Origin of the sequence: Rheinheimera sp. MM224 (assembly GCF_947090785.1) — a bacterium.
Lineage (GTDB): Bacteria > Pseudomonadota > Gammaproteobacteria > Enterobacterales > Alteromonadaceae > Pararheinheimera.
This window is the reverse complement of record NZ_OX352320.1, coordinates 2847948-2873735: the sequence shown is the minus strand read 5'-3', so window position 1 is coordinate 2873735 and position 25788 is coordinate 2847948. Positions and strand designations below refer to the sequence as shown.

General features: G+C 46.3%; 24 protein-coding genes and 1 riboswitch. Of the genes, 13 read left to right on the top strand and 11 right to left on the bottom strand.

Annotated elements, in window-relative coordinates:
- From OM978_RS13445 to OM978_RS13415, 7 genes are all read right to left on the bottom strand, one after another.
- A complete protein-coding gene (locus OM978_RS13445) occupies window positions 1-615 on the bottom strand; it encodes a histidine phosphatase family protein (RefSeq protein ID WP_264342704.1) in 615 nt (204 codons plus the stop codon).
- Window positions 602-1132, bottom strand: a complete 531-nt coding sequence (gene cobU, locus OM978_RS13440; RefSeq protein WP_264342703.1) for a bifunctional adenosylcobinamide kinase/adenosylcobinamide-phosphate guanylyltransferase — start codon at window positions 1130-1132, stop codon at window positions 602-604. Before cobU ends, OM978_RS13445 begins: the two co-directional genes overlap by 14 nt.
- Complete coding sequence (locus OM978_RS13435) at window positions 1132-1914, bottom strand: adenosylcobinamide-GDP ribazoletransferase (RefSeq protein ID WP_264342702.1); 783 nt, start codon at window positions 1912-1914, stop codon at window positions 1132-1134. Before OM978_RS13435 ends, cobU begins: the two co-directional genes overlap by 1 nt.
- Complete coding sequence (cobT, locus tag OM978_RS13430) at window positions 1911-2972, bottom strand: nicotinate-nucleotide--dimethylbenzimidazole phosphoribosyltransferase (RefSeq protein ID WP_264342701.1); 1062 nt, start codon at window positions 2970-2972, stop codon at window positions 1911-1913. Before cobT ends, OM978_RS13435 begins: the two co-directional genes overlap by 4 nt.
- A 27-nt stretch (window positions 2973-2999) precedes the next feature.
- Window positions 3000-3998, bottom strand: coding sequence for a FecCD family ABC transporter permease (locus OM978_RS13425; protein WP_264342700.1), 999 nt, complete (start codon window positions 3996-3998; stop codon window positions 3000-3002).
- Window positions 3995-4780, bottom strand: coding sequence for an ABC transporter ATP-binding protein (locus OM978_RS13420; RefSeq protein ID WP_264342699.1), 786 nt, complete (start codon window positions 4778-4780; stop codon window positions 3995-3997). The genes OM978_RS13425 and OM978_RS13420 overlap by 4 nt, the downstream gene beginning before the upstream one ends.
- Window positions 4781-4883: 103 nt before the next feature.
- Window positions 4884-5040: riboswitch (cobalamin riboswitch) on the bottom strand.
- Window positions 5041-5117: 77 nt separating this feature from the next.
- Window positions 5118-5474: a PDZ domain-containing protein gene (locus OM978_RS13415; protein WP_264342698.1), complete on the bottom strand. Its 357-nt coding sequence runs from the start codon at window positions 5472-5474 to the stop codon at window positions 5118-5120.
- Window positions 5475-5660: 186 nt separating this feature from the next.
- Between OM978_RS13415 and OM978_RS13410 the strand changes: the two genes are divergently transcribed.
- Complete coding sequence (locus tag OM978_RS13410) at window positions 5661-6458, top strand: substrate-binding periplasmic protein (protein ID WP_264342697.1); 798 nt, start codon at window positions 5661-5663, stop codon at window positions 6456-6458.
- On the opposite strand, the gene OM978_RS13405 is transcribed toward OM978_RS13410, so the two are convergent.
- The 3 genes from OM978_RS13405 to OM978_RS13395 all read right to left on the bottom strand — a co-directional run bounded on the left by OM978_RS13405 (window position 6448) and on the right by OM978_RS13395 (window position 12400).
- On the bottom strand, window positions 6448-8055 hold the full coding sequence (locus tag OM978_RS13405; RefSeq protein ID WP_264342696.1) for an L-lactate permease: 1608 nt from the start codon (window positions 8053-8055) through the stop codon (window positions 6448-6450). The genes OM978_RS13410 and OM978_RS13405 overlap by 11 nt on opposite strands.
- A 164-nt stretch (window positions 8056-8219) precedes the next feature.
- Complete coding sequence (locus tag OM978_RS13400) at window positions 8220-11330, bottom strand: efflux RND transporter permease subunit (RefSeq protein WP_264342695.1); 3111 nt, start codon at window positions 11328-11330, stop codon at window positions 8220-8222.
- Between the two features lie 2 nt (window positions 11331-11332).
- Window positions 11333-12400: an efflux RND transporter periplasmic adaptor subunit gene (locus tag OM978_RS13395; RefSeq protein WP_264342694.1), complete on the bottom strand. Its 1068-nt coding sequence runs from the start codon at window positions 12398-12400 to the stop codon at window positions 11333-11335.
- Between the two features lie 208 nt (window positions 12401-12608).
- Here OM978_RS13395 and OM978_RS13390 point away from each other — a divergent pair, with 208 nt between their 5' ends.
- From OM978_RS13390 to OM978_RS13335, 12 genes are all read left to right on the top strand, one after another.
- The gene (locus tag OM978_RS13390; protein WP_264342693.1) at window positions 12609-13277 is read left to right on the top strand and encodes a DUF2982 domain-containing protein; all 669 of its coding nucleotides are present in this window, start codon (window positions 12609-12611) and stop codon (window positions 13275-13277) included.
- Window positions 13278-13341: 64 nt separating this feature from the next.
- Window positions 13342-13677 (top strand): hypothetical protein, encoded by a 336-nt coding sequence (locus OM978_RS13385; RefSeq protein ID WP_053423581.1) that lies wholly within the window; start codon window positions 13342-13344, stop codon window positions 13675-13677.
- A 97-nt stretch (window positions 13678-13774) separates the two neighbouring features.
- Window positions 13775-15451, top strand: coding sequence for a DUF342 domain-containing protein (locus tag OM978_RS13380; RefSeq protein WP_264342692.1), 1677 nt, complete (start codon window positions 13775-13777; stop codon window positions 15449-15451).
- A gap of 152 nt (window positions 15452-15603) precedes the next feature.
- Window positions 15604-17274, top strand: coding sequence for a DUF1566 domain-containing protein (locus tag OM978_RS13375; protein ID WP_264342691.1), 1671 nt, complete (start codon window positions 15604-15606; stop codon window positions 17272-17274).
- Window positions 17275-17283: 9 nt separating this feature from the next.
- The gene (locus OM978_RS13370) at window positions 17284-17796 is read left to right on the top strand and encodes a DUF1566 domain-containing protein (protein ID WP_264342690.1); all 513 of its coding nucleotides are present in this window, start codon (window positions 17284-17286) and stop codon (window positions 17794-17796) included.
- Between the two features lie 129 nt (window positions 17797-17925).
- Window positions 17926-18684 carry a YggN family protein gene (locus tag OM978_RS13365; protein WP_264342689.1) on the top strand — a complete coding sequence of 253 codons (759 nt, stop codon included), beginning with the start codon at window positions 17926-17928 and terminating at the stop codon, window positions 18682-18684.
- A gap of 40 nt (window positions 18685-18724) precedes the next feature.
- On the top strand, window positions 18725-19057 hold the full coding sequence (locus OM978_RS13360; protein WP_264342688.1) for a DMT family transporter: 333 nt from the start codon (window positions 18725-18727) through the stop codon (window positions 19055-19057).
- Window positions 19058-19413: 356 nt separating this feature from the next.
- Window positions 19414-19866 (top strand): PA2169 family four-helix-bundle protein, encoded by a 453-nt coding sequence (locus OM978_RS13355; RefSeq protein WP_264342687.1) that lies wholly within the window; start codon window positions 19414-19416, stop codon window positions 19864-19866.
- A 288-nt stretch (window positions 19867-20154) separates the two neighbouring features.
- Window positions 20155-20598: a hypothetical protein gene (locus OM978_RS13350; RefSeq protein WP_264342686.1), complete on the top strand. Its 444-nt coding sequence runs from the start codon at window positions 20155-20157 to the stop codon at window positions 20596-20598.
- Window positions 20599-21012: 414 nt separating this feature from the next.
- Window positions 21013-21825 carry an acyltransferase family protein gene (locus OM978_RS13345; protein ID WP_413691232.1) on the top strand — a complete coding sequence of 271 codons (813 nt, stop codon included), beginning with the start codon at window positions 21013-21015 and terminating at the stop codon, window positions 21823-21825.
- Between the two features lie 480 nt (window positions 21826-22305).
- On the top strand, window positions 22306-22626 hold the full coding sequence (locus OM978_RS13340; protein ID WP_264342684.1) for a DUF6172 family protein: 321 nt from the start codon (window positions 22306-22308) through the stop codon (window positions 22624-22626).
- Between the two features lie 189 nt (window positions 22627-22815).
- Window positions 22816-24096, top strand: coding sequence for a DEAD/DEAH box helicase (locus tag OM978_RS13335; RefSeq protein WP_264342683.1), 1281 nt, complete (start codon window positions 22816-22818; stop codon window positions 24094-24096).
- Between the two features lie 80 nt (window positions 24097-24176).
- Here the strand turns inward: OM978_RS13335 and OM978_RS13330 are convergent, their stop codons facing one another.
- Window positions 24177-25670 (bottom strand): hypothetical protein, encoded by a 1494-nt coding sequence (locus OM978_RS13330; protein WP_264342682.1) that lies wholly within the window; start codon window positions 25668-25670, stop codon window positions 24177-24179.
- Between the last annotated feature and the right edge of the window lie 118 nt (window positions 25671-25788).

Below are 25788 nucleotides of genomic sequence, written 5' to 3'. Positions count from 1 at the left end.
TTAAAAACCAGCGCTGCCAATGCAGTGGATTTGCCATGGGCTTTGTTTGTTATAACGGCTGATCCGGCTGACGCTGCCATAGGCAATGGACATCTGCTGCAGCCAGCTGCTTTGTTGTAAGTCGATGTTTAATAAGGACGCCAGCAGCAGACGGATCACACCGCCATGCACTAACCATAAAGCCTGCTGGTGCTGCTGCTCGTATTGCTGCTCGTATTGGGAGCTGCTGTGTAATTCAAAAGCGTGTAAAACCCGTTGTTGAAAATCAGTTAAAGATTCGCCTTCAGGTGGCGTGATCGCAAAAGGCTGTTGCCAGAATTGTTGTTGCTCTGGCCAGCAGCGGCTTTGCTCGTCAAAAGGCACACCATCCCACAGGCCAAAATTCATTTCTTTTAAATCCGGCTCTATCACAAGCTCCAGTTGCAGGCGTTGTGCCTGTGTTTCTGCACTTTGGCGGCAACGTTGTAAAGGTGATGTCAGTACATGCTGATAAGACTGGGTAGACAGCCACGACAGACAGGCCGGGGATGATTGCTGTAACATCACATCAGTCCAGCCGTATAATGCAGCAGGGCCAGCCACAGGGCCATGGCGCACTAAATCAATCTGTTGCATCAATGCCTCGCTTTAAATAAAGCGGTAAGCCGGCTGCAACAAAAATCACCTCATCGCAAACCCTGGCCAGTTGTTGGTTCAGCCAGCCTTGTTGGTCGACAAACACACGATTCAGTTCGCCCATAGGTACCAGCCCCATACCAACCTCATTACTGACCAGTATAAGTTTTCCCTCAAACTGACAAACAGCGTCAGCTAACCTTTGGCGCGCTAAGGCAAAATCCTGCTCTGGATAGTGATACAGCTGATTATTCAGCCACAAAGTTAAGCAGTCGACTAATAGGGTCTGACCTGAACCAGAGAGCTGCGTTAAGGCTTCACAGAGCAATAATGGGCATTCGATTAAACGCCAGTCTTTGGGTCTTTGCTGCTGGTGCAGTGTTATCCGTTTTGTCATTTCGGTATCAAAAGCAGTGGCTGTGGCTATGTAAGTGACCTGCTCTGATGTTTTGGCGAGAGTTTCTGCCAGACTGGATTTGCCACTACGGGCGCCACCTAAAATCAGAGTTTTATTCATTACTGCTGTCTCCACCAGATCAACCACACCAGATATAACCCCAGTTCAGTGACTTGCTGCGCTGCGCCCAATAAATCGCCTGTGTACCCTTGTAGCTGACTGCGGTAATAAAAAAACAGCAGGGTAAAACTTAAGGCCAGAGTGGCAAGAAGGCACAAAGCTAAAGGCACAGGGACAAAATACAAAAGCGGTAATACAAAAAGCCAGATCCACAGCAATGCCCGTTTTTGTAGTGAGGTGGCTATAGGTTTGGTTTTACTCAACGAATCCAACTGCTGATAAGGCAAGACAAAAGTCAGGCTGAGTGCAGTAGCGCGCGACAATCCAGCCACCAGTACGAAAGCCCAAATAGCTTGTGCCTCTAAGGCTTGCAGGCTTTGCCACTTGATCAAAAAAACCGATAACAGCGCAACCAGACCATAAGTGCCAACTCTGCTGTCTTTCATAATCTCCAGCTTGCGCTCAAGGCTTAAACCGCCACCTAAACCGTCAGCGGTATCGGCCAGACCATCTTCATGAAAAGCACCGGTTAGTACCAGGCCAGCCATTAAAGCTAACAACACAGCGATGGAAAAGGGCAGTAGTTGAGCCGCGGCAAGCAGCACCAAAGCTTGCAGGGCACCCAATAACAAGCCCACCAGACTTAAATAACGGCTGCTTTGATTCAACAGTTCCGGACTGTAGGGGGTCGATGCAGGCACAGGAATACGGCTGAAAAATGACAAAGCCAGACAAAACAGTTGCCATTGTTTAAGTGGCCATTTCGGCAGAGCGTCTGTCACTGTGGTGCTCCGGCTTCCACTACTTGAGTTACGCCAGCATCAGCAAAACTTGCCATATCGTTATAAAAACTAACGGCGGCTTTGAGCAGTGGTACAGCCAAAGCTGCACCTGTGCCTTCGCCTAAACGTAAACCTAAATCCAATAACACAGTGGCATCCAAAGCCTTTAACACCGCCTTATGACCAGCTTCAGCACCCTGATGCGCAAAAATTAAGTAGTCACGGCAATTCGGGGCTATCTGACAGGCCAATAAAGCCGCCACTGAGACAATAAAGCCGTCTATTAGTACAGGTTTTTGCAAAGCCACTGCAGCTAAGATTGCGCCGCATAGCTGGACTATTTCAAAGCCACCAAATTCAGCCAGGATGGACAGCGGATCTTTCGCATAAGGCCGCTGTAAAGCCTGCTGAATCAACGACAGTTTTAATTCAAATTGAGCATCGCTAATGCCAGTACCACGACCAACACAAGTTTCAATTGGCAAATCAGTCGCAGCTGCGAGTAAAGCTGCAGCACTGCTGGTATTGGCTATGCCCATTTCTCCCAACAGCAGTAAATCACAGCCTGCAAAAATATGTTGGCGTGCGGCATGACGACCCAAAGCCAGACCTGCTTCGACCTGTGCCGTGCTCATGGCAGGGCCCTGGCTGAAATCTGCGGTGCCACATCCTAAAGATTGTTGAATTAAGCCAGCTGCATCCGGCAGTGGCAGAAGCATGCCGGCATCGACCACAAAAAGCTCAATGTCATTGGCACGGCAGAAGCAGTTGGCAGCAGCACCGCCCGCTAAAAAATTCAATACCATCTGCTGGGTCACTGCGCTTGGCGCTATGCTGACGCCATGGCTATTGATGCCATGATCTGCGGCAAAAATCAGTAGCACTGGTTTATTTAGTGATAAAGGGCCTTGGTTTTTACCTGGGTTCTGGATCAGCGCCAGTTGCAACGCCAGCGTCTCCAGTACTCCCAAAGCACCAGCTGGTTTAGTTTTTAAATTAATACGCTGCTGTATGGCTGGCGTCGCAGTTTTATCTAAAGCAGGTATTTCAAATAACATAACAAGCGACTCCGTTTTCATCAGCATTTAACCGCGACGGTATTTAAATAACATGGATAAAAAGAACAGGCTGCCTATGGCTGAAGTGACTACCCCTATAGGTAATTCCTGGTCTGGCAATACGCTGCGGGATAAGGTATCCACCCCAGCTAAAAACACAGCGCCCAGCCAGACAGACCCCAGCAACAAGGCCACGCTGGATAAACCAAATAAGGAGCGCACCAGATGGGGGATCATCAGGCCCACAAAAGCAATGCCGCCACAACAGGCGACAATAGCAGCGCTGACCGCAGCACAAAGCAGCAAAATAACTAAACGCAAAGGTTGTACATTAACGCCTAAACTACGGGCACTTTCATCACTTAATACCAAAGCATCTAACTGGCGGCGATACAGTAAACCCAACAGCAAAGTGATAAACACCAGCGGGCTTATCAAAGCGACATGAGTCAGGCTGGCCTGACTTAAACTGCCCATCAGCCAGAACATCACGCGGTTGGCGGCAAAAGGTTCAGATAAATACAATAAGGTCGTGGTGATAGCACTGAGCATAAAGCTGACGGCTACGCCACAAAGCAACAGGCTTTCCAGCCTCTGCCAGCGACTGCTGGCACCAATAATCAGCACCAGAAACACAGCCAGCAAAGCACCAAAAAAGGCGAATAGCGGCGTGAGCAGTTGCCACTGCGGAACTACTATAGTGGCTATGGTTGCACCTAAAGCGGCGCCTGAAACTATGCCAAATAAATAAGGATCGGCCAGAGGATTGCGGCTGGCGTTTTGTAATAAAGCACCACAAAGGGCTAAACCTGAACCTGCCAGTAAAGACAATAATAAACGTGGAAACCGCAGTTGCCACAGCACAGTCGACTGCATTTCATCCAGTGGTGCCAGGCCAAATAATCCGGCAACCGGGATAGGTACTGATCCGGTGCTTAATGCCAACAGGCATACCGTTACCAGCAATACCATAGCTAGTAAAAGACGCAGTGGCACAGGCAAAGCTGCTAATAACACCTTACTCATACTTCGTCCTTGTAGCCAAAACTGACGCGGGGACAATCGCCAAAAGGGTTTTGATCTATTAAACAAGGAATACGGAACACTTCTGTAAGCAACTCCTGCGTCAGCACTTGTTCTGCAGTGCCGTCTGCGACCAATTGGCCTTGATTAAGCAGCAATAAGCGGTCGCAGTAACGTGACGCCAGATTTAAATCATGAATACTGGCGATCACCGTAATATTCAGCGCTTTGGCAATGCGTAGCACCTGATGCTGGTAATACAAATCCAGATGGTTGGTCGGCTCATCGAGCAATAACAACAAAGGTTTTTGCATCACGGCACGGGCCAATAACACCCGTTGTTGTTCACCGCCGGATAAATGGGCAAAAGAATGACGTTCTTTATTCGCTAAACCTACCAATTCCAGACTTAGCTTGAGTTGCTGCAGGTCCTGCTCTGTATTGGTTTGCCATAAAGCTTTATGAGGAATTAGCCCCATCAGCGCCACATCGGCTACTGTTAAATCAAATAAGGGACCGGATAACTGACTGACTAAAGCGACCTTGGCAGCAAGTTCAGACTGGCTAAAGCTGGAAAGGGGGTGGCCTTGCAATTTAATTTGACCGGAGCTTGGCTGATATTCTTTTTGCAGCAGTCGTAATAAGCTGGTTTTTCCGGCACCATTCGGGCCAAGCAAAGCCACAAACTGGCCTGGCTCAATGGCAAAATTCAGCCCAGTTAAAATCTGCTGCTGATTGATCTGCAACTGTACCTGCAAAAATTCGACAACCGGGGTGTGGCCCACTAAAACGCTCCATTAAAAAACGGGCAGGGACCAGGACATACTGCAAAAAAACGCAGAGTTCCGGCACAGTGTAAGCCCGCACTGTGTGTTGCAAAAGGTTGCAACGCCTGAGGTTTGTAAAGGCAGGACATCTGACTTGCCATACTCAGTTTAGAGCGGCTTACAGTTGCGGGTACAGTACAGGATTTACACCTGTTTCCCTTTCAAGTTCATTGCAATGGCTAAATGCTATGCAGAACACCTTCAACAAAACCAGCGCAGTGTAGCAGAGCAGGGCGCCGGACGTCAGCAGAAATGTCCGGCGGTCTGGATGTCTTTTAAAGTGAGGAGTAGAGGCTTATTCAGCAACCACTGTTTTGGTCAGTTGTGTACCATCTGCTTGTTTAATTAAAAAGCTGACAGACTCACCCTTATTTCTTTTCATTAAATCTTTGGCATCATCGGCAGGACATCCCGGAATGGCGCAGTCAGCTATTTTCAAAATTTGATCACCTACCAATAGCCCGGCTTTTTCTGCGGCACCACCTGGTACAAGTTTTTTTACTTTAACGCTGGATAAAGTGGGGTTAAAAAAGCCACCTTCGACTGCAATATCCAATGCCAGACCTATTTTGCCTTTTTCCGCAGCCAAAGCTGTGGTGCTCACTACCAAGCTGCAAAAAGCAGCAGATAACAACAGCATTTTTTTATTCACGCCGATGATTCCCTATCTTTAATTTAACGAATAAAACCAGATGTTTACATAAGCGACAATAAAACGAATGCAAGATGGAAACAAGTCATAGCGGAAGATATTTGCCGAAGCAGGATGACCACATCTGGTAAAGCAAATAATGCCGTGCAATAGTAGATTTGTGTGATCTGACTCATAGGTTCGTTGATGCGAAAAAGGTTGTTGTCTGGATTAGCTGCTGTAGCGTTGTTGTACTGTGGTGTAACACAGTCTTGTGTACTGCGTATGGCTGCGGAAGTCGACTTTCCACCTCATCTGATCTTAAAAGATCAAAGCTGGCAGGGACAAAGTGTCGAGCTGTTGCAGCTGTTGGCAAAGGAGGTTGGCTGCGAGCTGCAGTTTATCAACAGTCCCTGGCTGCGCTCTTTAGCGCAAATCAAATCCGGTGAATTGGATTTGGTCAGTCATTTGTCGTACAGCGAAGCACGGAAAAGCGATTTTGCTTTTATTGGTCCTCATCATGTTGAGTCCATTTGGTTGATAGGCAATCCGGATAAGTTACCTGAAGTATCGGCTTTAAAAGATTTATCTCATGATGTTGATCTGGGCCGTATCGCTGAGCTTAATGGGGCTTATTACGGCGAAGAGTTTGAGCTGTTAAAACAAAATCCTTTTTTTGCCAGGCAATTGGTCAGTATCAGCAGTATTCAGGACAAGCTGGCCTTGCTGGAAGCGGGCAGGGTCAACGCAATTTTGGAGGATGAATCCGTACTGTATTACTGGCAAACACATCAGTATAAAAATGCCAAAAATTACCAGCCTTTAGTGCTGGTGTATAAAAGTCCTGTCTATTTTGGTTTCAGTAAAAAAACCTTATCCAAAGCTATGTTAGTCAAATTGCAAAAAGCCTGGCAGAAGTTGTATGACCAGGGGGTTATAGAAAAAACAGTACAGCATTATCAGCGAAAAACCACGGATGTGCTGACCCCTTCGACTACCTTGTAACGCCGTAGAGTAAAACCGCCACTACGCTTGCCAGCAGGCAATACAGTGCCATAGGAACTAAGGTAAAACGCATAATCTGTCCTTCCTGCCCTGTTAGTTTCACTACTGAAGCTGCAGCTACCACGTTTACTACACAAAGCATATTGCCTGCGTTGGCTCCCAGCATTTGTAATGCTAATACCAGGTGCAAGGGCAGGCCTGAATCCGTCGCCAGTTGTTGTTGCATACTGGCAAACATCAGGTTGGAAAAGGTTGCAGAACCTGCGATAAATGACCCTAAGGCACCCACCCACGGCGCACACCACAACCAGATATCCGCCAGATGCGCAGTGGCCATAGCGGCCAGATACATCGGCATAGCTGGCAAATCTGCACTGTTCAGATCCGAATGCAAAAACAACCGTACCATAGGCACTGCGCTGGCAAGCGTAATAGCAGCAGGCCAGATCCTGCTTAAGCTTTCAGTCGTCGCTATACGCATCAGTTGGCGACGTTTGGTTTGCCATGGCAATAACAAGAGTACGGTCAACACAAACAAAGTACCGGGTAAATACAAAGGCTGAACTGAGGTGGATAAGGTGGAGCCAAAAATCTCTGACCAATTGAATTGCACGGCTTGCAAAGCAGCTTTAAAAGGTAAAAATTCAAGTCGGCTTATCACTAATAAAGCCGCAAGCAACAGATAAGCGCCCCAGGCTTTGAATAAAGCTAAGGGTTGTGGCGCAGCTTTATCCTCTGTTGAGGTTTTATCCGTTTCGTTGTCACAGCGCCATAGAGTCGCAGGCACGGCTATACCAAAACGCACCAGCAAGGTCAGCAGCACCAAGCCTGCCAAAGCACCTAACAAAGACGGAAATTCAGGACCCAGATAACGCGCTACCAGATAAGCGGGCAGGCTATAACAAAGACCTGATAAAAAGGCCAGCGGTGCAATAGCCAAACCAGAGCGCCAGCCTGGAGTATCACTAAAATATCGGCACAATAGTAGGCACATCAGCACTGGGATTAAGCTGGCACACAACAGATCAATACTGGCTGCGGTCAGAGCGCTTTGCTCTATCAGCTCTGGCGAAACACCTGGCAATCCGTTGGTCAGACCTACCAGCACAGGAGTGCCAATAGCACCAAAAGAGACAGGCACTGAATCGGCTATTAAGGTTAAAACCACAGCAGCTAAAGGTCTGAACCCCAATGCAATCAGCAGAGGTGCAGCTATAGCGGCCGGAGTACCAAAACCAGCTGCACCTTCTAAAAAAGCCACCAGTAACCAGCCAACAAACAATAACTGAATACGATGATCGCTGGAGATACTGGCAAAACCACGGCGGATCATTAAAAAGCTGCCGTTATTTTCCAACAGGTTTAACAGCAGCAAAGCACCAAACACCACCCACAGCACAGTGGCGGCGATCACTAGCCCTTCAGCGACAGCTGCCGCTATCTGTATGCTTGATACAGACCAAACCATGGCACTTAAGATCACTGTGCCCGCAAGGCAAAGTGGCATTGCCTTGCGGGCAGGCCAGCGCAATACCACTAAAAACAGCAGCACACTGAGTAGCGGAAAAAGCGCACAAAAAATAAGCCAATGGTCCATTTGCTTTTATTCCCTTAGGCAAGCACAAGAGCTAAGGTAGCTGATTTTTGTCGCAATAAACCAGATCCAAAACAAGATGAGCTTTGAAACCAGAAGGGGGACGACTCAAAGAGCAAAAAAACACCCCGCATAAAGCGAGGTCTTATCTGCTGTTGTATAAAAATTTAGTGTTCCGGCGATTTTTCCGGAGCCTCTTTATCCAGCTGTTCCAGTTGTTTACTAATGGCTTGTGGTGAGCCTGTATTGCGGGCCAATACCATATAAGCCACAGGTACCACATAAATGGTCAACAGGGTGGCAACACCCACACCAGCGAAGATCACCATACCAATGACCATACGGCTTTCAGAGCCTGGGCCAGTAGTAACAATCAGCGGAATAGCGCTGAATACTGTGGTGAAGGCTGTCATGACTATAGGGCGCAAACGTAGGGTGGAAGCGCGTTTAATGGCTTCTTCAAACTCTACTCCGGCGTCACGCAGCTGGTTGGCAAATTCGACTATTAAAATACCGTTTTTCGCCACCAAACCTATTAGCATCACCAAACCTATCTGGCTGTATATATTCAGCGTCATTCCTGCTAAATACAAACCCGCCAAAGCACCGACCAGACCCAGTGGTACTGTCAGCATAATGACAAAAGGATGCACAAAACTTTCAAATTGTGCGGCCAAAACCAAGAAGGTGATCAGCAAAGCCAAAGCAAAGATCAGTACTGTTGACTCACCGCTTTCTTTAAACAGCAGTGACTCGCCTTTATAGTCGATACCTACAGTGCCTTCGATATTGTCTTTCACCGTTGTTTCTAAAAACTCCAGTGCTTCGCCTAAGCTGTAGCCCGGAGCCAGGTTAGCGGTAATGGTGATACTGCGCATTCTGTTGTAGCGGTTTAAGCTGGATGTGGTCGCTTCTTCTTTGAGCACCACCAGGTTATCCAGAGGGATCAGTTTGCCTGACTCTTTTGCCCGCACATACACATTGCTGATACTGCCAGGTTTGGCAAAATCTTTATCTTCACCTTCGAGTATCACGTCGTATTCTTTGCCCCTGTCGAGGAAAGTCGTGACCCTGCGGCCACCCAACATAGCTTCCAGAGCCTGACCTACAGCGCCCACAGAAATACCTAAATCGGCGGCCCGTTCACTGTTAATTTCCACCAGTACCTGAGGCACAGTTTCTTTGTAGTCGTGATCCAGCATTTGTAATTGTGGATTTTCTGCCGCTTTTGCCAGCACTATATCGCGCCACTGCACCAGTTCCTGATAGGTATTACCCTGAATAACAAATTGCACAGGACGACCACCACCACGACCGCCGCCTAAGCCGCTGCGCATAAAGGTGAAGGCTTTGACGTCAGGTAACTCGTTGAGTTTGCCACTGACTTCCTGCATCAGCTCTGAGGTACGTCTTTTACCATTATTCCAGTTTTCGGTGCCGACTATGGCGACGCCACCTGAATTGCCCCAACCAGGTACCCGGATCAGCAAGCGGTTAAACTCACCTTTTTCGTAGTAGGGCATTAGTAAATCTTCGATTAAACGCATATTACGGCTGTTGTTGGCGTAACTTGCGCCTTCAGCGCCACTCATATTGACAAAAAAGGTGCCTCTGTCTTCCTGTGGTGCCAGCTCAGAAGGGATTAACTTCAATAGCAACAGGGTCGCCACAAAACTCATCACCAACACGGCCATAGTGGGCCAGCGGCGCGCTATCACGGAATTCAGCTGATTACTGTAGCCCACTTCCAGTTTGGCAAAACCTTTGTGCATGGCGGCACTGAATCGGGATTCACGTTTTTTATGCGTCAGTAACTTACTAGCCAGCATAGGGGAGAGGGTCAAAGCAGTAATGGCAGAAAAGGCCACAGCAGCTGCTACAGCTAAAGCAAATTCTGTAAAGAGCTTGCCCAATTCACCCTGCATAAAGACCAGTGGCACAAAGACCGCAATCAATACCAAGGTGGTAGCAATAACAGCAAAACCTACTTCGCGGGTACCACGGTATGACGCCAGTAGAGGATGTTCGCCATTTTCAATACGCCGGTAAATGTTTTCCAGTACCACTATCGAGTCGTCTACGACTAAACCTATGGCTAAAACCATGGCCAGTAAGGTCAGTAAGTTAATAGAGAAATCCAGGGCGTAGAGCACAGTTACAGCCGCCACTAAAGCCACAGGCACTGTGATGGCTGGAATAAAAGTAGCGCGCAAATTACCGAGGAACAGGAAAATCACCAGTACCACCATACCCATGGCAATACCTAAAGTGTTGTACACCTCTTTGATGGATTCAGCGATAAAAAGTGACGAGTCGTAACCCGGTTCTATGGTGGTGCCTGCTGGTAAACTGGCTTTAATTTTCTCCATTTCAACCCGGGCATTTTGTACCACGTCCAGCGTGTTGGCTTTGGACTGCTTGATAATGCCTATGCCTAACAGGTTTTTACCATCACCACGGAACTCGTTTTCTTCATCTTCCGAACTTAAAATTACTTGTGCTACTTCACCTAAGCGTACCAGGTAATTATCTTCACCCCGTTTAATGGCTAATCGGCTGAAGTCCTGCTGAGTTTTGTAGGTACGAACAACCCGAACGGTAAAGTTACGATCTTCAGATTTGATATTACCAGCCGGCAGCTCCACGTTTTCTGCGCGCAATACAGTTTCAATATCCTGCACTGTGACACCACGGGCGGCCATAGCGTCTTTGTCCAGCCACAAGCGCATGGCATAACGGCGCTCCCCACCAATCTGAATACGGGCCACACCGTCGACCACGGAGAAACGCTCGACTATATAACGGTCTGCATAGTCAGATAATTCGAGGTTGGTCATGGTTTCGCTGTTCAGCACAAACCAGGCAATAGTGTCGTCGTCGCCGTCGGCTTTAAACACTTCTGGCGGGTAGGCCTGATCCGGCAGGTTATCCAGAATACGGGAGACACGCTCACGCACATCGTTTGCTGCAGCGTCTATGTCACGGCTGATATTAAATTCAATGGTAACGTTTGAGCGGCCATCACGGCTATTGGAGTTGATATTTTTGATACCCTCCACGCCTGAAATCATATCCTCAATAGGCTGAGTGATTTTGGTTTCAACGATTTCAGCCGAAGCGCCCGGATAGTCCGTACTGATGGTGACTATTGGTGCATCAATATCCGGGAATTCCCGCAGCGGTAGCATGGTGAAACAGACAATACCAAAAATCAGTAAAATCAAATTCACTACAGTGGCAAAGACCGGCCTTTTGACCGAAACATCAGATAACCACATGCTTATTGCCCCACTTTTGTAACAGTAGGTGTGACCATAGAACCAGAGCGGATTTTGGTGGTGCCTTCAATCACCACTTGATCGCCAGGGTTTAAACCTGAAACAATTTCCACCAGACCCGGCATACGTTGTCCCAGCTGAACTTCGGTTTGTGTCACGCTGTTATCTTTATTCACCACAAAAACATACTGCTTGTTTTGCAGCGGTACTATGGCTTTTTCAGACACTTGCAAGGCTTGTACTTCCGCCAGCGTTACGCTGACATTCAGCAGCATACCAGGGCGTAATTCCATGCCATCATTAGGCATCAGTGCGTGCACTTTCACGGATCGGGTGACAGGGTCTAAGCGGGTATCTATGGCTTTAATCTGGCCGTGAAATACTTTTCCAGGGTAAGCCACGTTGCTGGCGTTTACTGTCATGCCCGGCTTTAACTGAGCCAGATAATATTCGGCCACGCTGAATTCCAGTCTGATTTTGTTTAAATCATCGAGCGTTGTCAGCACAGTACCTGCAGTCAAATAAGCGCCTTCACTGACCTGACGTAAACCCAAAACGCCACTAAATGGTGCTCTGATTGTCATTTCATTCAAACGTGCTTTTACAGCATCCAACTGGGCCTGAGTGGTGTTCACGCGGGTTTGTTGCTCATCCAGTAAAGACTGAGCAGTGGCCTGAGTTTTCGCCAGGTTTTTCACCCGTTCCAACTGGCGTTTTTGATCGACCAGAGATGCAGATAACTCAGCAACACGAGCACGTTCTTCCACATCGTTTAACTGAGCAATCAACTGGCCTTTTTCAACAGTTTTACCTTCATTGATATGTAATTCGATTAAATAGTCGCTGGCATTGCTGACAATTTGTACTGATTCATTGGCAAGAGCAGTACCCAGAGTTGTAACCTGACGCTTTAAAGCTGAATGGCTGACAATTTGGGTGCTGACTAATGTGGCTGAACCCGCTGCTTTTTGTTCTTCTTCAGGTGACTGATTTTGAAGGAAAAGATAGATAACAAATACAGAGAGGCCAACTAACAACACCCATATCAGGTTCGAATTTTTTTGCGCCACGGTAACTCCAGTCTGGTACTCTTAAAATAATGGGCTTTATTGTAGGGAATAATAGCCAAAACAGTGTACGGGTTATCGCAATGACTCAGGTGTTGGTCGTATCGGAGTAGTGAATGTCGGAACAAAAGTGTGAGTTTTGTCAGAATATGCGCTTTTACATTATCTGGGTTGTGCTGATGGCTATATTTTACTTTTGGTATATGGACTGATGGATAAATTGCAATATAGAGCGGCTACAGCCAGAGGTGGGGTCAAAACTCTGTTACTCAGTAGTGGCGGCTTGTTACTATGGCTGTTATTGTTGCTGCTGATCCCTGATCTGTTGCACAGCTCAGCCTGGGTATTATTGCTGATTTGTTGTGTGCTGGGATTGATAGCGGGTTATGCGAAATTAACAGAGCCTCTTTATGTAATAGAGCTGGATCAACAAGGTTTTTCCTATGTGCACCACAAAGGACGCTGGTGCATCCCCTGGCCTGGCTTCTCTTTTATTTCAGTGCCTGAACTGGCGGGTAGAGAAATGGCATACATTGGAGTAAAGCTTCGTCACTATGATGAGTTTCTTAACCAACTTCAGCCCCGCTTAGCAGTTCACATTATGGTAGAGCAACGTCATCTTTTGATTGCAGCGCTTGGCAGCAATTGTCCTGGCGGTACTTGCCCTACAGAATTGATGGTTGAGGTAGGTGAATACAGGGGGACTACACGCAGTTATAAAGGCGCTATTGCAATGTTTGCCCGTCGCATGCAATTATTGCGGCAATTAACCGGCTTTGATCTGTTTATTCCGATGAGTGCTATAGGTTCCGAACCTGCTGATTTTTGCCGCAAAGTGAATCAAATCCGGTTACAATGTTTAGACAATACAGTCACCTAGACACTTGATGTGCGTCTGTATCATAATGACGCAATAAAATAAAATTAAAAACGGTATTTCAGTTATGAATAATTACGAAAAAGCATTTTTAGTCAGTGGACGTAACACCTTGATCCACAAACAAAAAAAAGTGGATTTAGTCATTGTGAATGATACTGGTGATCCGGTGATTGTTGCTACTCGTCATGGTGTGAAAATATTTACTGAAGAAGTACCTTCGAGCAAAGCGGATGCGAAAGCCCGTTATCTGGAATTAGTAGATATCGCTAGCTCCGATGTGTTCAGTGAAAACAAAACACTGTTATTTGTTCAGGCTTTAAATAACAAAGAGTACAAAGTAGATTACAGCAAAGTGGGAACAGATTTATTTATCCGGATCCACCAAGAGAACTATATTTAATCAGGTGATTAGGTACAAATCCTGATTTAAGGAACATTGTTCCTTTGCTTGATGAAAATGTTGTAGTGGCGGCTTGCTTTAAAAGTGGTAATTGCTTGTGACAGTAAATGTATTAGCGTGTCAGTTTAGCCTCAAAGACGATTTAGTCTTTATTCATATGCCTGTGACTCAGACTAATCTGACGGCTGACTTACTCAAAGAGCAATTACAGCAAGCAGGTTATGGCCGTTGTCTGTTACTACAAGACCAAATCAAAAATCTGTTGCTGGAATACCAGCAAGTCCAACAAAAAATCAAGCAGCAGCTGCAGGCCGAAGGCCATGTGCTGAAATACAAAGTCGCCGAACGTATTCATGCTCAACTTAAGATTGAGATTAGCAGTGACGCTATGCTGGCGACCGCTGAGATTACCGCTGCTTATGGTGGCAACCCAATTTCTGCCAACGAAGCAGTAAAAGCCGGACAAGAAGCGGGAATTGTTTTTGGTTTTCAGAAAGAACAAATCCTTCAACTAGTGGCACAGGCCAGCCGCGCTGAGCCTGGAAGCAAAACTAAAGCTGAAATCGCTGTAGGCAAATTGCCCACCCCTGGTCGTGACTCAGTGTTTGAGCTCCTTATTCGTGATATGTCCACTCGCAGTAAACAACCTGTAGCCCGTTCTGAAGGCAAAGTTGACTTACGTGATTTTGGTGCCATTGCTTCGGTGAAAACCGGTGAAGTTTTGATGCGCCGCCATCCTCCGACCAAAGGCAAAGAGGGCATGACGGTGACAGGCACTCGTTTGTCTGCGCTGGATGGCCAGCAATTACCATGGGGGGCAGCTGAGGGCTCTGCTGTTTCTGCTGATAATCCGGATCTGCTGGTTGCCAGCAAAGATGGCATGCCACGCTTGTTAGATGCTTGTGTCGCTGTTGATGAAGTATTTGTCATCAATAAAGTCGACGCTGGTTCAGGTCACATCATTTTTAAAGGTGCAGTAGTCATTAATGGTGATGTGAATGAAGCAATGAAAATCATTGCTGGCGGTAATGTATTTGTAAAGGGCATATTTGAAGGTGATCTGATCGAATCCGGTGGTGATGTCACTATAGGTGGGGCCATTATCGGCCATCAGGTCAGTGAGGTTGGTGAAAGTACTGAATTAAGTACACAAGTGCGGGCAAAAGGCCATGTGCAGTGCACTCTGGCACAATATGCCAGTATCAAATGTGAAGGTCGTTTGACTGTCTCCAAGCAGTTATTACACTGTCAGGTAGAAGCCGATTCTGTATTAGCCGGTACCGAAGAAAAAGCCAATGGCAAAATTGTCGGTGGCCGTTATTACCTGGGAAATGGTTTACGCTGCGGCAATCTTGGCGCGCCGTCAGGCAGTTTGCTGCAAATTGTACTGAACAAGCAGATGGATCCGCTGATTGAAAAACAAAATGTTTTACGTACCAGTTTAGTTGGTTTAAAAGCCGAAATGGAATTGGTAAAGCAACATGTTGAGCAGCTTAAACAAATGGATAAATCGCCTGCAGTGCAGGAGCAAATGGCCGCTATGGTCGAAGAGTTTGAAGAACACCGCAGCATTGCTTCTGCTTTTATAGCGGATATCAAGCAACTGGAGGAGCAAAGACGCCAGCTGTTGTTGTCAGTTTGTATCGAAGTCACCCAGCAACTTTTTGCTGGAGTGGAAACCAGCTTTGGTAATGAAGTATTGAGAACTAAAAAGGAGTACGGTGCTTCCCGTATTCGATTATCTGAACAAGGTGTAGTGGTAGAGGCTCTGTAAGCGCCTCGCTTTTTCAAGCAACCTCTGTTGCTTATTTCCACAAAACTGGCCTGCCTTTTGCTTTGCTTTTCTGGGTTACTTCTAACGTCAAATTTTTGCTGTTACTGGTGCTGATCGGCAGTTCCATAACATCATGCGGTGGAATAAATACAATGATACGAACACAACAATGGTTTCTTTTACTTTTGCTTAGTGTATTTCTCACTGGATGTGGCGGCGGAGGTGGTGATGATTCTGGTGGTTCTACTGCCAGCGTCAATGCAGGGATAGATCAAACCGTGAATGAAACGGACAGTTTTATACTGAATGCTTTGGGCGATCCTGCAGGCGGTAATTTTTCCTGGCGTCAGTTATCCGGCGTTGCAGTGGAAGGTATTCCAGCCAGTACTGCATCTGTAACTCTTATCGCGCCCGCGGTAAAGGCTGATAGCATTTTAGTGTTTCAGGTGACCTATACAACGCCTGGAGGTCAAAACTTAACAGACGAAGTTCAGGTGTTGGTTAATGCTGAAAATCAGGGGCCTGTTGCTGTTTTACAAATTACCCAGCCGTCTATATTGCCTGTGGCCCAGGGATTAACCGTCAGCATAAGTGCAGCTTCTTCTTATGATTTGGATGCAGATGGCAGTATTGCCACTTATCTGTGGAGCCAGACGTCAGGACCTGCAGTAACACTGACAGGCATCAATACTGTAGCGGTCAGTTTTGTTGCTCCGTTAGTGGCCACTCAGACCGATGTCGAGCTGGCACTGACTATAACCGATGATGAAGGTTTAACGGCTCAAGGCAGTATCACAGTGCCGATCCGTGCCAGCACGCAACAGATCATTGCTGATGCAGGAGCCGATCAGCAGGTACGGGAATTTGCTGAAGTGCAGTTAGACGGTAGCGGGACACGCACAGTGACTGGTAGCTTTAGTTGTCGTTGGAGTCAGTTAAAAGGCCAGACGTTGGTGCTGGTCAATCCCACCTCTTGTCAGGCTTCTTTTATTGCGCCAGACATCTCAGGTACCAGTCAGTTGGAATTGCAATTAATAGCTACTGACAGCAACAATCAGACAGCGACCGATACTATGCTGGTCACTGTAAGTAACGCCGTACTTGGAGATTTACCTGATACAGGTGTGGTGAACTGTTATGACATTTCTGGTGTGATCCCCTGTGGTGACGAAGACTATCCGCGCCAAGATGCAGACGGCGGCCGTGATAGTGTTGTGCAGTATTTACGTAAAATAGGCAAAGGTGAAAAGGCCTTTGATTTTACCAAGCTTGACCAATTTGGTGATGAACTGGCAGACACCGCCAATGAGTTCTCCTGCATACGTGACAATGTCACAGGTTTGATTTGGGAATTAAAGGAACCTTTGATTACACCTCCTCCGGCCAGTACCTTAAGAGCAGCGAATAACAGATACAGTTTTGTTAATACCAATGCGGGTAATGGTGACGAAGCTGGTGTGCCTGCGCCTGCTTCAAGTACCTGTCCAAGCACCGAGAATTGTGGCATCGAAGTGTATGTCGAAGAAGTGAATGAAACAGCCTACTGCGGCGGTGCAAACTGGCGTTTACCTACTTTGGAAGAGCTAATGTCTATCGCTGATTTTAGTCGTATTGGTGAGAATCACTTGTTAGATCCGGCATTTTTCCGTTTTGAACCTGATCACACGGTGCAGAACAATATGTTTTACTGGACAACTCAAACCAGCGCAGAGGGTGGTGGTGGTATTTCTGCCTGGGTGTTTGATATCCGCAATGGCAATGACAATACCTTGCCGAAGCAGCAAAATCAGTTGGGTTATGTGCGTTTAGTGCGCTCGCCATAAGGGGATTTTATGTCAAAGTATTTTATGTTCTTACTGATGGTGGTAGGACCCGTTCAAGCAGCGCAGGTGTGTTACAGCGATATCACGACCACTAAACCTATTGCCAGTTTTCAATTAAATGCTGACGGTACAGTGCTGGATACTACCACTAAGCTGATGTGGTCCCGTTGTCTGGTAGGGCAAAGTTGGGACAGCTCAAGCAGAACTTGTACCGGCACAGCACAGCAACTGGACTGGCCTGAAGCTTTAACTGAGGCAAAACGTAGCACCCTGGCAGGCTACAGCACCTGGCGTTTACCTAATGCCAAAGAAGTGTTGACGCTGGTGGAGCGCAGCTGTGTTGACCCTGCTATTAATCTGACAGTTTTCCCGGCTAGTAATAGTGAGAATATGTGGACCGGTACTACAGTCGTAAATCAGCCTGATCGAGGTTGGGCTATCGCGATGTATAGTGGAAAAAATAATTCCAAGGAAAAGATTATTCGCTTATACGTACGCTTAGTGCGGTTTAGCGACGAGTAAAATGGCTCGTGCTGTGGTCTTTTCGATGAAAGACCACAGCAATGCGTTACTTCCTAATGATCTCCCTGCCTTTTTCACCTAAGCTAGCCTAATTTGCTTTACCAATCCCCTTTAAAGAGAGTTGATATTTTGCATCGTGTTTTGATCCTGTTATTGATGTTCTTTAGCTGGCAAGGCTTTACGGCTGAGTGCAATATGGCATTTCGCCACGGTATTTTAATTTCCCCTGAACAAATTCGTATTCAAAGCACTAACCGTACTGTATTTCAGATTAATCAGGATCAGGACTTATTTATTCGCGGCGAATGGATCACTTTAAATCCGGCAGAACAAGAGCTGGTGGGCCAGTATGCGCAGGGGCTGCGTAAATTTGTGCCAGAGTTGGTCACCATAGCAGTGGATAGTGTCGAGCTGGGGTTAACTGCGATTGAAAACATGCTTGTGGGTATTGGCAGCACGGCGCAGCAAGAGGAGTGGCAAGCACTGATCCGAGAAACCACCTATCAGCTGACGTCACGTTTTGTTCGAAGTGGTGAACATTTTTATCTGGCGCCCCAAAGTCTGAACGAGCTGGATGCCTTTTTACATGGTGAATTGAAAACACAATTAAAAGATCTGGCTAAATACACTGTTGGCGCTGTCTGGGACGCTTTACGCGATGCGTTGCGCCAAAGTGAAGATGACTTTGAACGTTCTGAAAGTCAGAACTGGCAACCTGCTGATGAACTACTGGCCAAAATTAATACCGGCTTGGATTTAAAAGCCGACGAGCTGGAACAAAAATCCGTATTATTTTGCCAGCGACTAACCGAGCTCGATCAAATTGAAACCCAGCTACAACAACGAGTGCCACAATTGCAGGTCTATGATGTAGTGACGATGAAATAAACTGCTTCACCCCTGAAAAGTCTCAAGAAAAGGCATCTTCATGAAACACTGGTTATTTTTAGCAACAGCCATAGTAGCTGAAACCATTGCCACTTCTTCTCTGAAGGCCAGCGAAGGCTTCACCAAATTCTGGCCCTCAGTCGCTGTCGTGGTTGGGTTCGCCATCGCTTTTTACTTTCTGTCGCTCACCTTAAAAGTGATCCCTATAGGCATTGCCTACGCCGTATGGTCTGGTGTTGGCATAGTATTAATCACCACCATCTCCTGGTTTTTATTCGGCCAGAAACTCGATCTACCTGCGCTTATCGGTATAGGCCTGATTATCGCCGGGGTTGTAATTATGCAGGTGTTTTCTAAGGCCGTGGGTCATTAATCCCTAAGTTAAGGCTGGCCAGAATCATGATCTGCTTCAGTCATTTGTTCGTGCACCACGAAAATTGTACAAACACCATAGAGGTAAAAGTTACCTGTAGGTGTATCAAAGTATGAAATTAATTCCGCTGGAAATACGACGAAACAAGGCTGTTCAGTGTTAGGTTGCTTTTATTGGTAAGCTGCTAAATCAAATAAATTCAAAAACTTAAAATTATTTTTTTCGCAGATTCCCTGCTTGTTTAGCAGTCTGGCCTGCAATCTGCACCTGTTAAGTTGTCCTGTTGCCCGGACGAGTTCATCCCGGTAGACCATCAGGTCACCGATACCCTTTTACTTATCAAGGAGAACCTTACTATGGCACAGTTAAATACAGCTAGAGTGAATCATGCATCCGATATTATCCAGGTGTTAAACAGTGGCATTGAGTTTTACACTGACGCAAAAGAGCAGGTCCGCGACCAAAGATTGGCACAGTTTTTCGATCGTATGCTTAATGCCCGTCGAATGGTCAAAGAGCGTTTGCAGCCTTTTGCCGTGCAGGAAGACGGTAAGCGCGAAGAAGGCTCGGCTTTTTCTGTTGAAGTCAGAAAAGTCTACACCAAAGTTATCAGCGCTATTTCTTCGGATACAGAGCATACTTACATTAGCCAGTTAGAAGAAGTTGAAGACAAGACGCTTGAAGAACTGCGTATTGCGCTGAAAGATAACCAGCCGCCTCAGTATGAAGCTGCATTGCTGCAATCTATGGCGACCATGCAGGAATGCCATGATGAAATGCGCGCACTGAAACTAAGAGTCAGCCACTAAAACAAAGGCTGACAGCTGTCTTAAGTCAGGCAGCTTAACTACAGGTGCATCAGTTATTTTTATGATTGGATGCACCTGCTTTATTTACAACAACTGCCACTCTGTATTCAGGGACCTTAGCTAACAGCAGCTGGCGCCTCATCTTTTATCGCAGGTCATGTGCCCGCTAAAAAACTCAGATTGGACAGGCCTAAATAATCCTTATCCCAAATTCTCCACCGCTGACCCCGGTAGCGCATGGAAAACACCCAAAACAGGTTGTAGTTATCTTAACGACAAGGAGGGGGTATGAAAAAATCAGGCTTTATAGGTTTTTGTTTTTTAGTGATTGCGGGTACCGAAGCTGCAGAGCCAGTGGTGTTATCTGCAGATGAGTTAAAAGCTAAGGTCGTTGAGATAACTGCTGCACAAAATCAAGTGATGTTACAAGGTTCTGCCCAAGCCGATGTGGATAAGCTTTTTGCACTTTATAGCGATGATTTTGTTTACCGCCACGATGCTTATGGCGGTAATTACAGCAAAGACGAGCTGTATGCCAATACGATGCGGCTATTAGCTATGGGGAAATATGATAAGACCGAACCGCGCTATCGTATTATCAACCAAATTCCGGGTTATAACGCCATTGCAGTAGAGCGGCAGGAAGTACACAAAGGTGTGGTAAAGAACCATCTGGCTGTATTTGAATTTCGTGAGGGTAAAGTCGCAAAAGTTATCGAATACTGGAAGTAGGACAGCTGGAATTAGGACAGTTTGTTTTTTATCCGCGAGTGCGGCTCTATGACTTGTGTCAGCTTAAAATTTCAAACAAAGCGCCATCAGGCGCTTCAGTCTTTGTTTCCCAAAACATGAGTTCTCTTTAGCACCGCTGTTCTGCCTCTATCCGTCTGTTAATCCGCCATTCCATCAGGTTAAACCATGCCAGGTCATCAGAATAATGTTTCGAATTGAGCGCCAGCGTGCAGACTTATTAACCAAAACGTGTTATGGATAGTGGGCATGTCTTTGACCTGAGTAGTTTTAAACCCGTGGGCTTTAGTACTCTTCCTCAAAAATTTGCTTTGCGGATCGGCAGAAGTTATCCGCGTTTTTGTGGTCGTTATAGCTTTGGAACCTCATTATTTATCAAATGTTGGGCGGCGTAACATGACACAAAGATTTTTAGTGTTAGACAGTTTCAGAGGCTTATGTGCCTTATCTGTGGTGGTATTTCATCTGCATGTCGTCAGTACATTTACTGAGGCAGATTTCTTTCGTGGTAGCGGGCTCCTGGTGGAGTTCTTTTTTGTATTAAGTGGCTTTGTGTTGAGTCATAGTTACGCATTCAGTAACCATTTATCCTTTAAGCAATTCGCTGTACTTCGAAGCTTCAGATTATTCCCTCTGCATATTGTGATGTTAGTGGTGTTTATCCTTTTTGAGTTTGGCAAATTAGCGGCTTATGAGTGGGGAGGGCTTTTATTCAACAGTGCTCCTTTTACAGGCTTAGGGGCTCCTTCAGAGATACTGCCTAATTTTTTTCTTGTTCATGCCTGGTCTTCGCTAACGGATCCCTGGTCTTTTAATTCTCCATCCTGGAGTATCAGCATTGAGTATTACATCTATTTTATTTTCTTCGCGACTCTGTTGCTGTTTAAGAGTTATAAGATCTTAGCCTGGACTTTTATAAGCTTTGTCATGTTGTGGCTTATTGCGAAAGAGGCTATTTTCCCTGTGCTTGATGTGCAGAGAGGATTGTCGTGCTTCTTCGCCGGAGGGGTCACTTATTACCTTTACTCGCGTTTAAACTATTTAAAATTCAATTACCTGGTTGCTTCTTTACTGGAGGCACTGCTGCTGGTTCTGGTTGTTTATATAGTCGCATCCAACATGGAGTACCGATCACTGATCTCAACCTTCCTGTTTTGTGCCACTGTATTTATCTATTCATTTGAGGGGGGGTTATCTCTTCTGTGTTGAAGCGATCGGTGTTTACCAGATTAGGGGAGTTGTCGTACTCCATCTATATGACACATGCCGCAGTCATTTTTGTCCTTGTGTCTCTGGCTATGGTGATGCAAAAAATCACAGGGCTACAGCTGGCTCCAATGGTGGACGATGTCCGGTTTGTTACGACCGGCTATCAGCTGCCTAACATTATTCTGGTTTTTTGTGTGTTAGCTCTGGTTGTTTTCATCTCTTCTTTCACCCACAAGTACATAGAAAAATGGGGGCAACGTAAAGCCAGGGTCATACTGTCTGAATCGAGAAGTTAGGTGAGAACCTAAGATGACTCATCTTGGGGAAGCAGATCCGAATCGCTGACAAGGGCTTCAGTATTGTAACTTAAGCTCTGGCTGTTAAATTTTGCCAGAAAATAGCAGTCTTGTGCTCATCCATGTAGAATGCGCAGTCAAAAGCTTATTCAGCTTTTACTTGTGTATATCTGTAGGAATTTTGATGAAAAAGACAATTGCTTTAACCCACCCTAAGCTGCAACCTGCTCGTTTGGTGGACTCCATTAAGTATGATATTAAAAAATACCTGAACAGAGAGCGTCGTAAAACTCTGCCTGCTGGTACGGATTACTGGACTTTTGACTGTCGCTTTGGTGCGTCAGTAGATGTTGCAGAAAAGATTTTTACCTCTGAAATCAACAAACATATCGATGCTGCTGTGGCACAAGAGCTGGAGAGCTTCTATGTAGAAATTCTTGCCAGAGCCTGCAAACATAAGCCACGTGAACTTGGCTTTGACATCGACGAATCTGACGAAGGTTAATACTCAGGATGCTTGTCGCAGCAGATGAGCATTTCACTTTTTAACCCAAAGCGACCTGATTCAGGCGCCTAAAATTACAGAAAAACTGCGTAAAATTCATTCAATGACAAAGAATTGTCTCTTCTACCGCTAAAATACTGTATATTCTGCCCTCATTTTTTACTGTAGCTATTCTACAGAGGAACTCTTATGCAATTTTCATCTTTAGATTTAGCCCCGGATCTACTCCGCGCCCTTGTAGAATGTGGCTACAGTGATATGACCCCGGTACAAGAACAGGCCATAGTGCCTGCGCGTCGCGGTAAAGATTTACAAGTTACAGCGCAAACAGGCACAGGCAAAACTGCTGCTTTTGCTATTCCTGTGCTGCAACGCATGCTGGATAAACCAAAAGATACAGTAGCGCAGCGCCCACGCGCTTTGATCCTGACTCCAACCCGCGAGTTAGCAGAGCAAATTGCTGAATCCATTGCTGCATACGCGCAGTTTGTGCCTGTCAGTGTAACGGCACTTTATGGTGGCGTGAAAATGGGCGGTCAGGCCAATAAATTAAAAGCTGGTGTGGATATCCTGATCAGCACGCCAGGCCGTTTGATAGAGCATATGGCTCTGGGCAATGTGATCTTAAGTGATGTTGAATTTGTGGTGCTGGACGAAGCAGACCGTATGCTCGACATGGGCTTTGTTACAGATGTAACGAAGTTAATGCAAATGACGGCAACTACACGCCAAACCATGTTGTTCTCGGCCACAACTTCACCAGCTGTGAATGAACTGTCGCATAAAATTCTGAAAAACCACCAGCAAATCCGTGTGGCGAAAACGAACAGTACGGCTGATACCGTCAACCATGTGGTGTATCCGGTTGAAGAAAGTCGCAAAATCGAATTATTTGAACAGCTGCTGGCGGAAAAAAACTGGTTTCAGGTGTTGGTATTCACCAGTACTAAAGAGCAGGCTGACCGCTTATTAGCTGGCTTGCAAATGAGAAAAATTGATGCGGCAGTCTGTCATGGTGATAAAAGCCAGGGCGCACGACGTCGTGCTATCGCTGATTTCAAATCTGCTAAGTTACAGGTATTGATTGCGACTGAAGTGGCTGCCCGTGGTCTGGATATTCAAGGCCTGGATTATGTCGTTAACTTTAACCTGCCGTATTTGCCGGAAGATTATGTACACCGTATCGGTCGTACCGGTCGTGCAGGCGCTACAGGCAATGCGATTTCATTTGTCAGTCGTGAAGAAGAGCAAACCTTAGAGCGTATTCAAAAGCTGATTGGCAGCACGGTCAAACGTATAGTCACGCCAGGCTTTGAAGTGAGCAACCGTGAGTCGCTGTTAAAAAGTATTTCACGTAAAGTCTTGTCAGGCCGTTCTAACAAAGCCAGCGAAACCTCTATTGATTTGGACAGTACAAATAAAGTGAAGCCAAAGGCCAAACCTAAAGCTAAGCCGCGCATCGCTAAGTAATTCTCTGTTGTCTGATATCCTCAAACCAGCCAAAGCTTCTCGCTTTTGGCTGGTTTAAATCCCTTCAATATCAAAGACCTTTACATATATGCTTTAGCAAAAGCTTCTTTTGATTGCTTGATATAACTGCGGGCTTTTAGGGCATGCTGCTCCCACGCCGCTTTATCTTTGGCATCGGTGAAGGGGTTTTGATCCGGTGCGACTGAGCGCTCGAATCTGTCGTAGAAGGTAATAGCCGACGAGGTGATTTGGTTAAAACGCTCTTTAAATTCCTGCATGCCTTCTAGCTGCTCTGAGGTCTTCAACATGTATTGGATCAGCTGAGTCGTGTCATTGGCGGCCAGATAACCCTGCGCTTTATTAGTAACGTTTTCACCTACTTCGTTAATGACCAGCGCACGAATAGATTCTTCTTTACTCATCACCCGACTGTAATTTTCCTGAGTGCGGGCAAGACCGGCGTGCTGAATATAATCACGCAGGTGTTTGTCTAAATCTTTACGAAATACTTCCACCATTTTCAGCATGCTTTGCAAATCATTTTCCAAAGCCGACACTTGTACCAGTTCACGTTCCAGCTCGTTTAAAAACTTCTCAGCCTGCTCGTAAATTTTTAAGCCGTTTTCCTCGGCAAACTTACGGTCCTTGCGGTTTAAATCAGCATTTTCATAATTGGATTTATCAAAAGCTGTCGCCAGAAATGACTTAAAAGGTTCAGCAAAAGCAGCATACAAACCACCGCTGACCACTGTTAAAGTGGCAGTCGTTAAGTCACCAAAAGGTTTTACCATTGAATTCAATCTGGCTTGTTGCAAAGGCGAAGCCACTCTTTTAGTGTCAGCCAAAATAGTACGGAAAGACGAATAGGCCATAGGGTTCGACATTTTATTGCGCTCTGAACTTGCCAGTGCAAAGGTGATGGTCGAATAAATAGCGTTGGCATATTCCAGATACTGGCGCTGGCTTTCCAGCTGCGCCGCATAGTTTTTGCCGATAGTGCGGAAGGATTCGCTTTGCAGCTCGTAGTTTTTATTGGTTTGCAGCTTATCTAAAATACCGCTGATAATTTTTTGCTCGTTTTTCTGCAAAGCTGTATCCAGTAATATTCTGTCCAGAACCACATCATCCAGCGCTACACCACCGTGCAAGGTTTCGATATCTAAACGCAGATATTTACGGCCCGGATCGTCAATAGAAACACGATGTGCCATATAGGCTTCAGTGCCGGCAGGCGCTTCAATCAGGCCAACCTGTTGCCACTGTGCATCCAAAGAGATAGAAGATGAGGTTAAAATATTAATGCGGTAACTGGCAAATGCCGACTGAGGTTTGACCCAAAACTCCAGCAAACCCAGTTCGGACACCGGATAACGGCTGACTAAAGAGCTGCTGCCATCCTGACAAAATAATGCGCTTGTACCAGTACGGGCCATTTCAGAGCTGCGCTGGCAACCGGCGAGAATATTCCACTGATGGGCGTCCTGTTCAAAGTCGCTGGAAAATACCAGTTCACCGGGTTTGGCCACAGCGAAACCACTGAATAAACAAAGCAAGGCAACAGACAAACGGCGCATACAATCCTCAATAGAGCGGGGTACAGGAAAGCCCATACAGTCTTGTGTAAGGCTGACAGAACGAAGATTTATGGTAGCTGAATTTCGTAGCCAAAACAGCGCTAATTTTTGTTTTCTA

Bases quoted from the DNA above. Each gene is read 5' to 3' on its own strand.
- OM978_RS13445 (WP_264342704.1), bottom strand. From the start codon at position 615: ATGCAACAGATTGATTTAGTGCGCCATGGCCCTGTGGCTGGCCCTGCT.
- cobU (WP_264342703.1), bottom strand. From the start codon at position 1,132: ATGAATAAAACTCTGATTTTAGGTGGCGCCCGTAGTGGCAAATCCAGT.
- cobT (WP_264342701.1), bottom strand. From the start codon at position 2,972: ATGTTATTTGAAATACCTGCTTTAGATAAAACTGCGACGCCAGCCATA.
- OM978_RS13425 (WP_264342700.1), bottom strand. From the start codon at position 3,998: ATGAGTAAGGTGTTATTAGCAGCTTTGCCTGTGCCACTGCGTCTTTTA.
- OM978_RS13410 (WP_264342697.1), top strand. From the start codon at position 5,661: ATGCGAAAAAGGTTGTTGTCTGGATTAGCTGCTGTAGCGTTGTTGTAC.
- OM978_RS13405 (WP_264342696.1), bottom strand. From the start codon at position 8,055: ATGGACCATTGGCTTATTTTTTGTGCGCTTTTTCCGCTACTCAGTGTG.
- OM978_RS13400 (WP_264342695.1), bottom strand. From the start codon at position 11,330: ATGTGGTTATCTGATGTTTCGGTCAAAAGGCCGGTCTTTGCCACTGTA.
- OM978_RS13390 (WP_264342693.1), top strand. From the start codon at position 12,609: ATGGATAAATTGCAATATAGAGCGGCTACAGCCAGAGGTGGGGTCAAA.
- OM978_RS13385 (WP_053423581.1), top strand. From the start codon at position 13,342: ATGAATAATTACGAAAAAGCATTTTTAGTCAGTGGACGTAACACCTTG.
- OM978_RS13375 (WP_264342691.1), top strand. From the start codon at position 15,604: ATGATACGAACACAACAATGGTTTCTTTTACTTTTGCTTAGTGTATTT.
- OM978_RS13370 (WP_264342690.1), top strand. From the start codon at position 17,284: ATGTCAAAGTATTTTATGTTCTTACTGATGGTGGTAGGACCCGTTCAA.
- OM978_RS13360 (WP_264342688.1), top strand. From the start codon at position 18,725: ATGAAACACTGGTTATTTTTAGCAACAGCCATAGTAGCTGAAACCATT.
- OM978_RS13355 (WP_264342687.1), top strand. From the start codon at position 19,414: ATGGCACAGTTAAATACAGCTAGAGTGAATCATGCATCCGATATTATC.
- OM978_RS13350 (WP_264342686.1), top strand. From the start codon at position 20,155: ATGAAAAAATCAGGCTTTATAGGTTTTTGTTTTTTAGTGATTGCGGGT.
- OM978_RS13345 (WP_413691232.1), top strand. From the start codon at position 21,013: ATGACACAAAGATTTTTAGTGTTAGACAGTTTCAGAGGCTTATGTGCC.
- OM978_RS13340 (WP_264342684.1), top strand. From the start codon at position 22,306: ATGAAAAAGACAATTGCTTTAACCCACCCTAAGCTGCAACCTGCTCGT.
- OM978_RS13335 (WP_264342683.1), top strand. From the start codon at position 22,816: ATGCAATTTTCATCTTTAGATTTAGCCCCGGATCTACTCCGCGCCCTT.
- OM978_RS13330 (WP_264342682.1), bottom strand. From the start codon at position 25,670: ATGCGCCGTTTGTCTGTTGCCTTGCTTTGTTTATTCAGTGGTTTCGCT.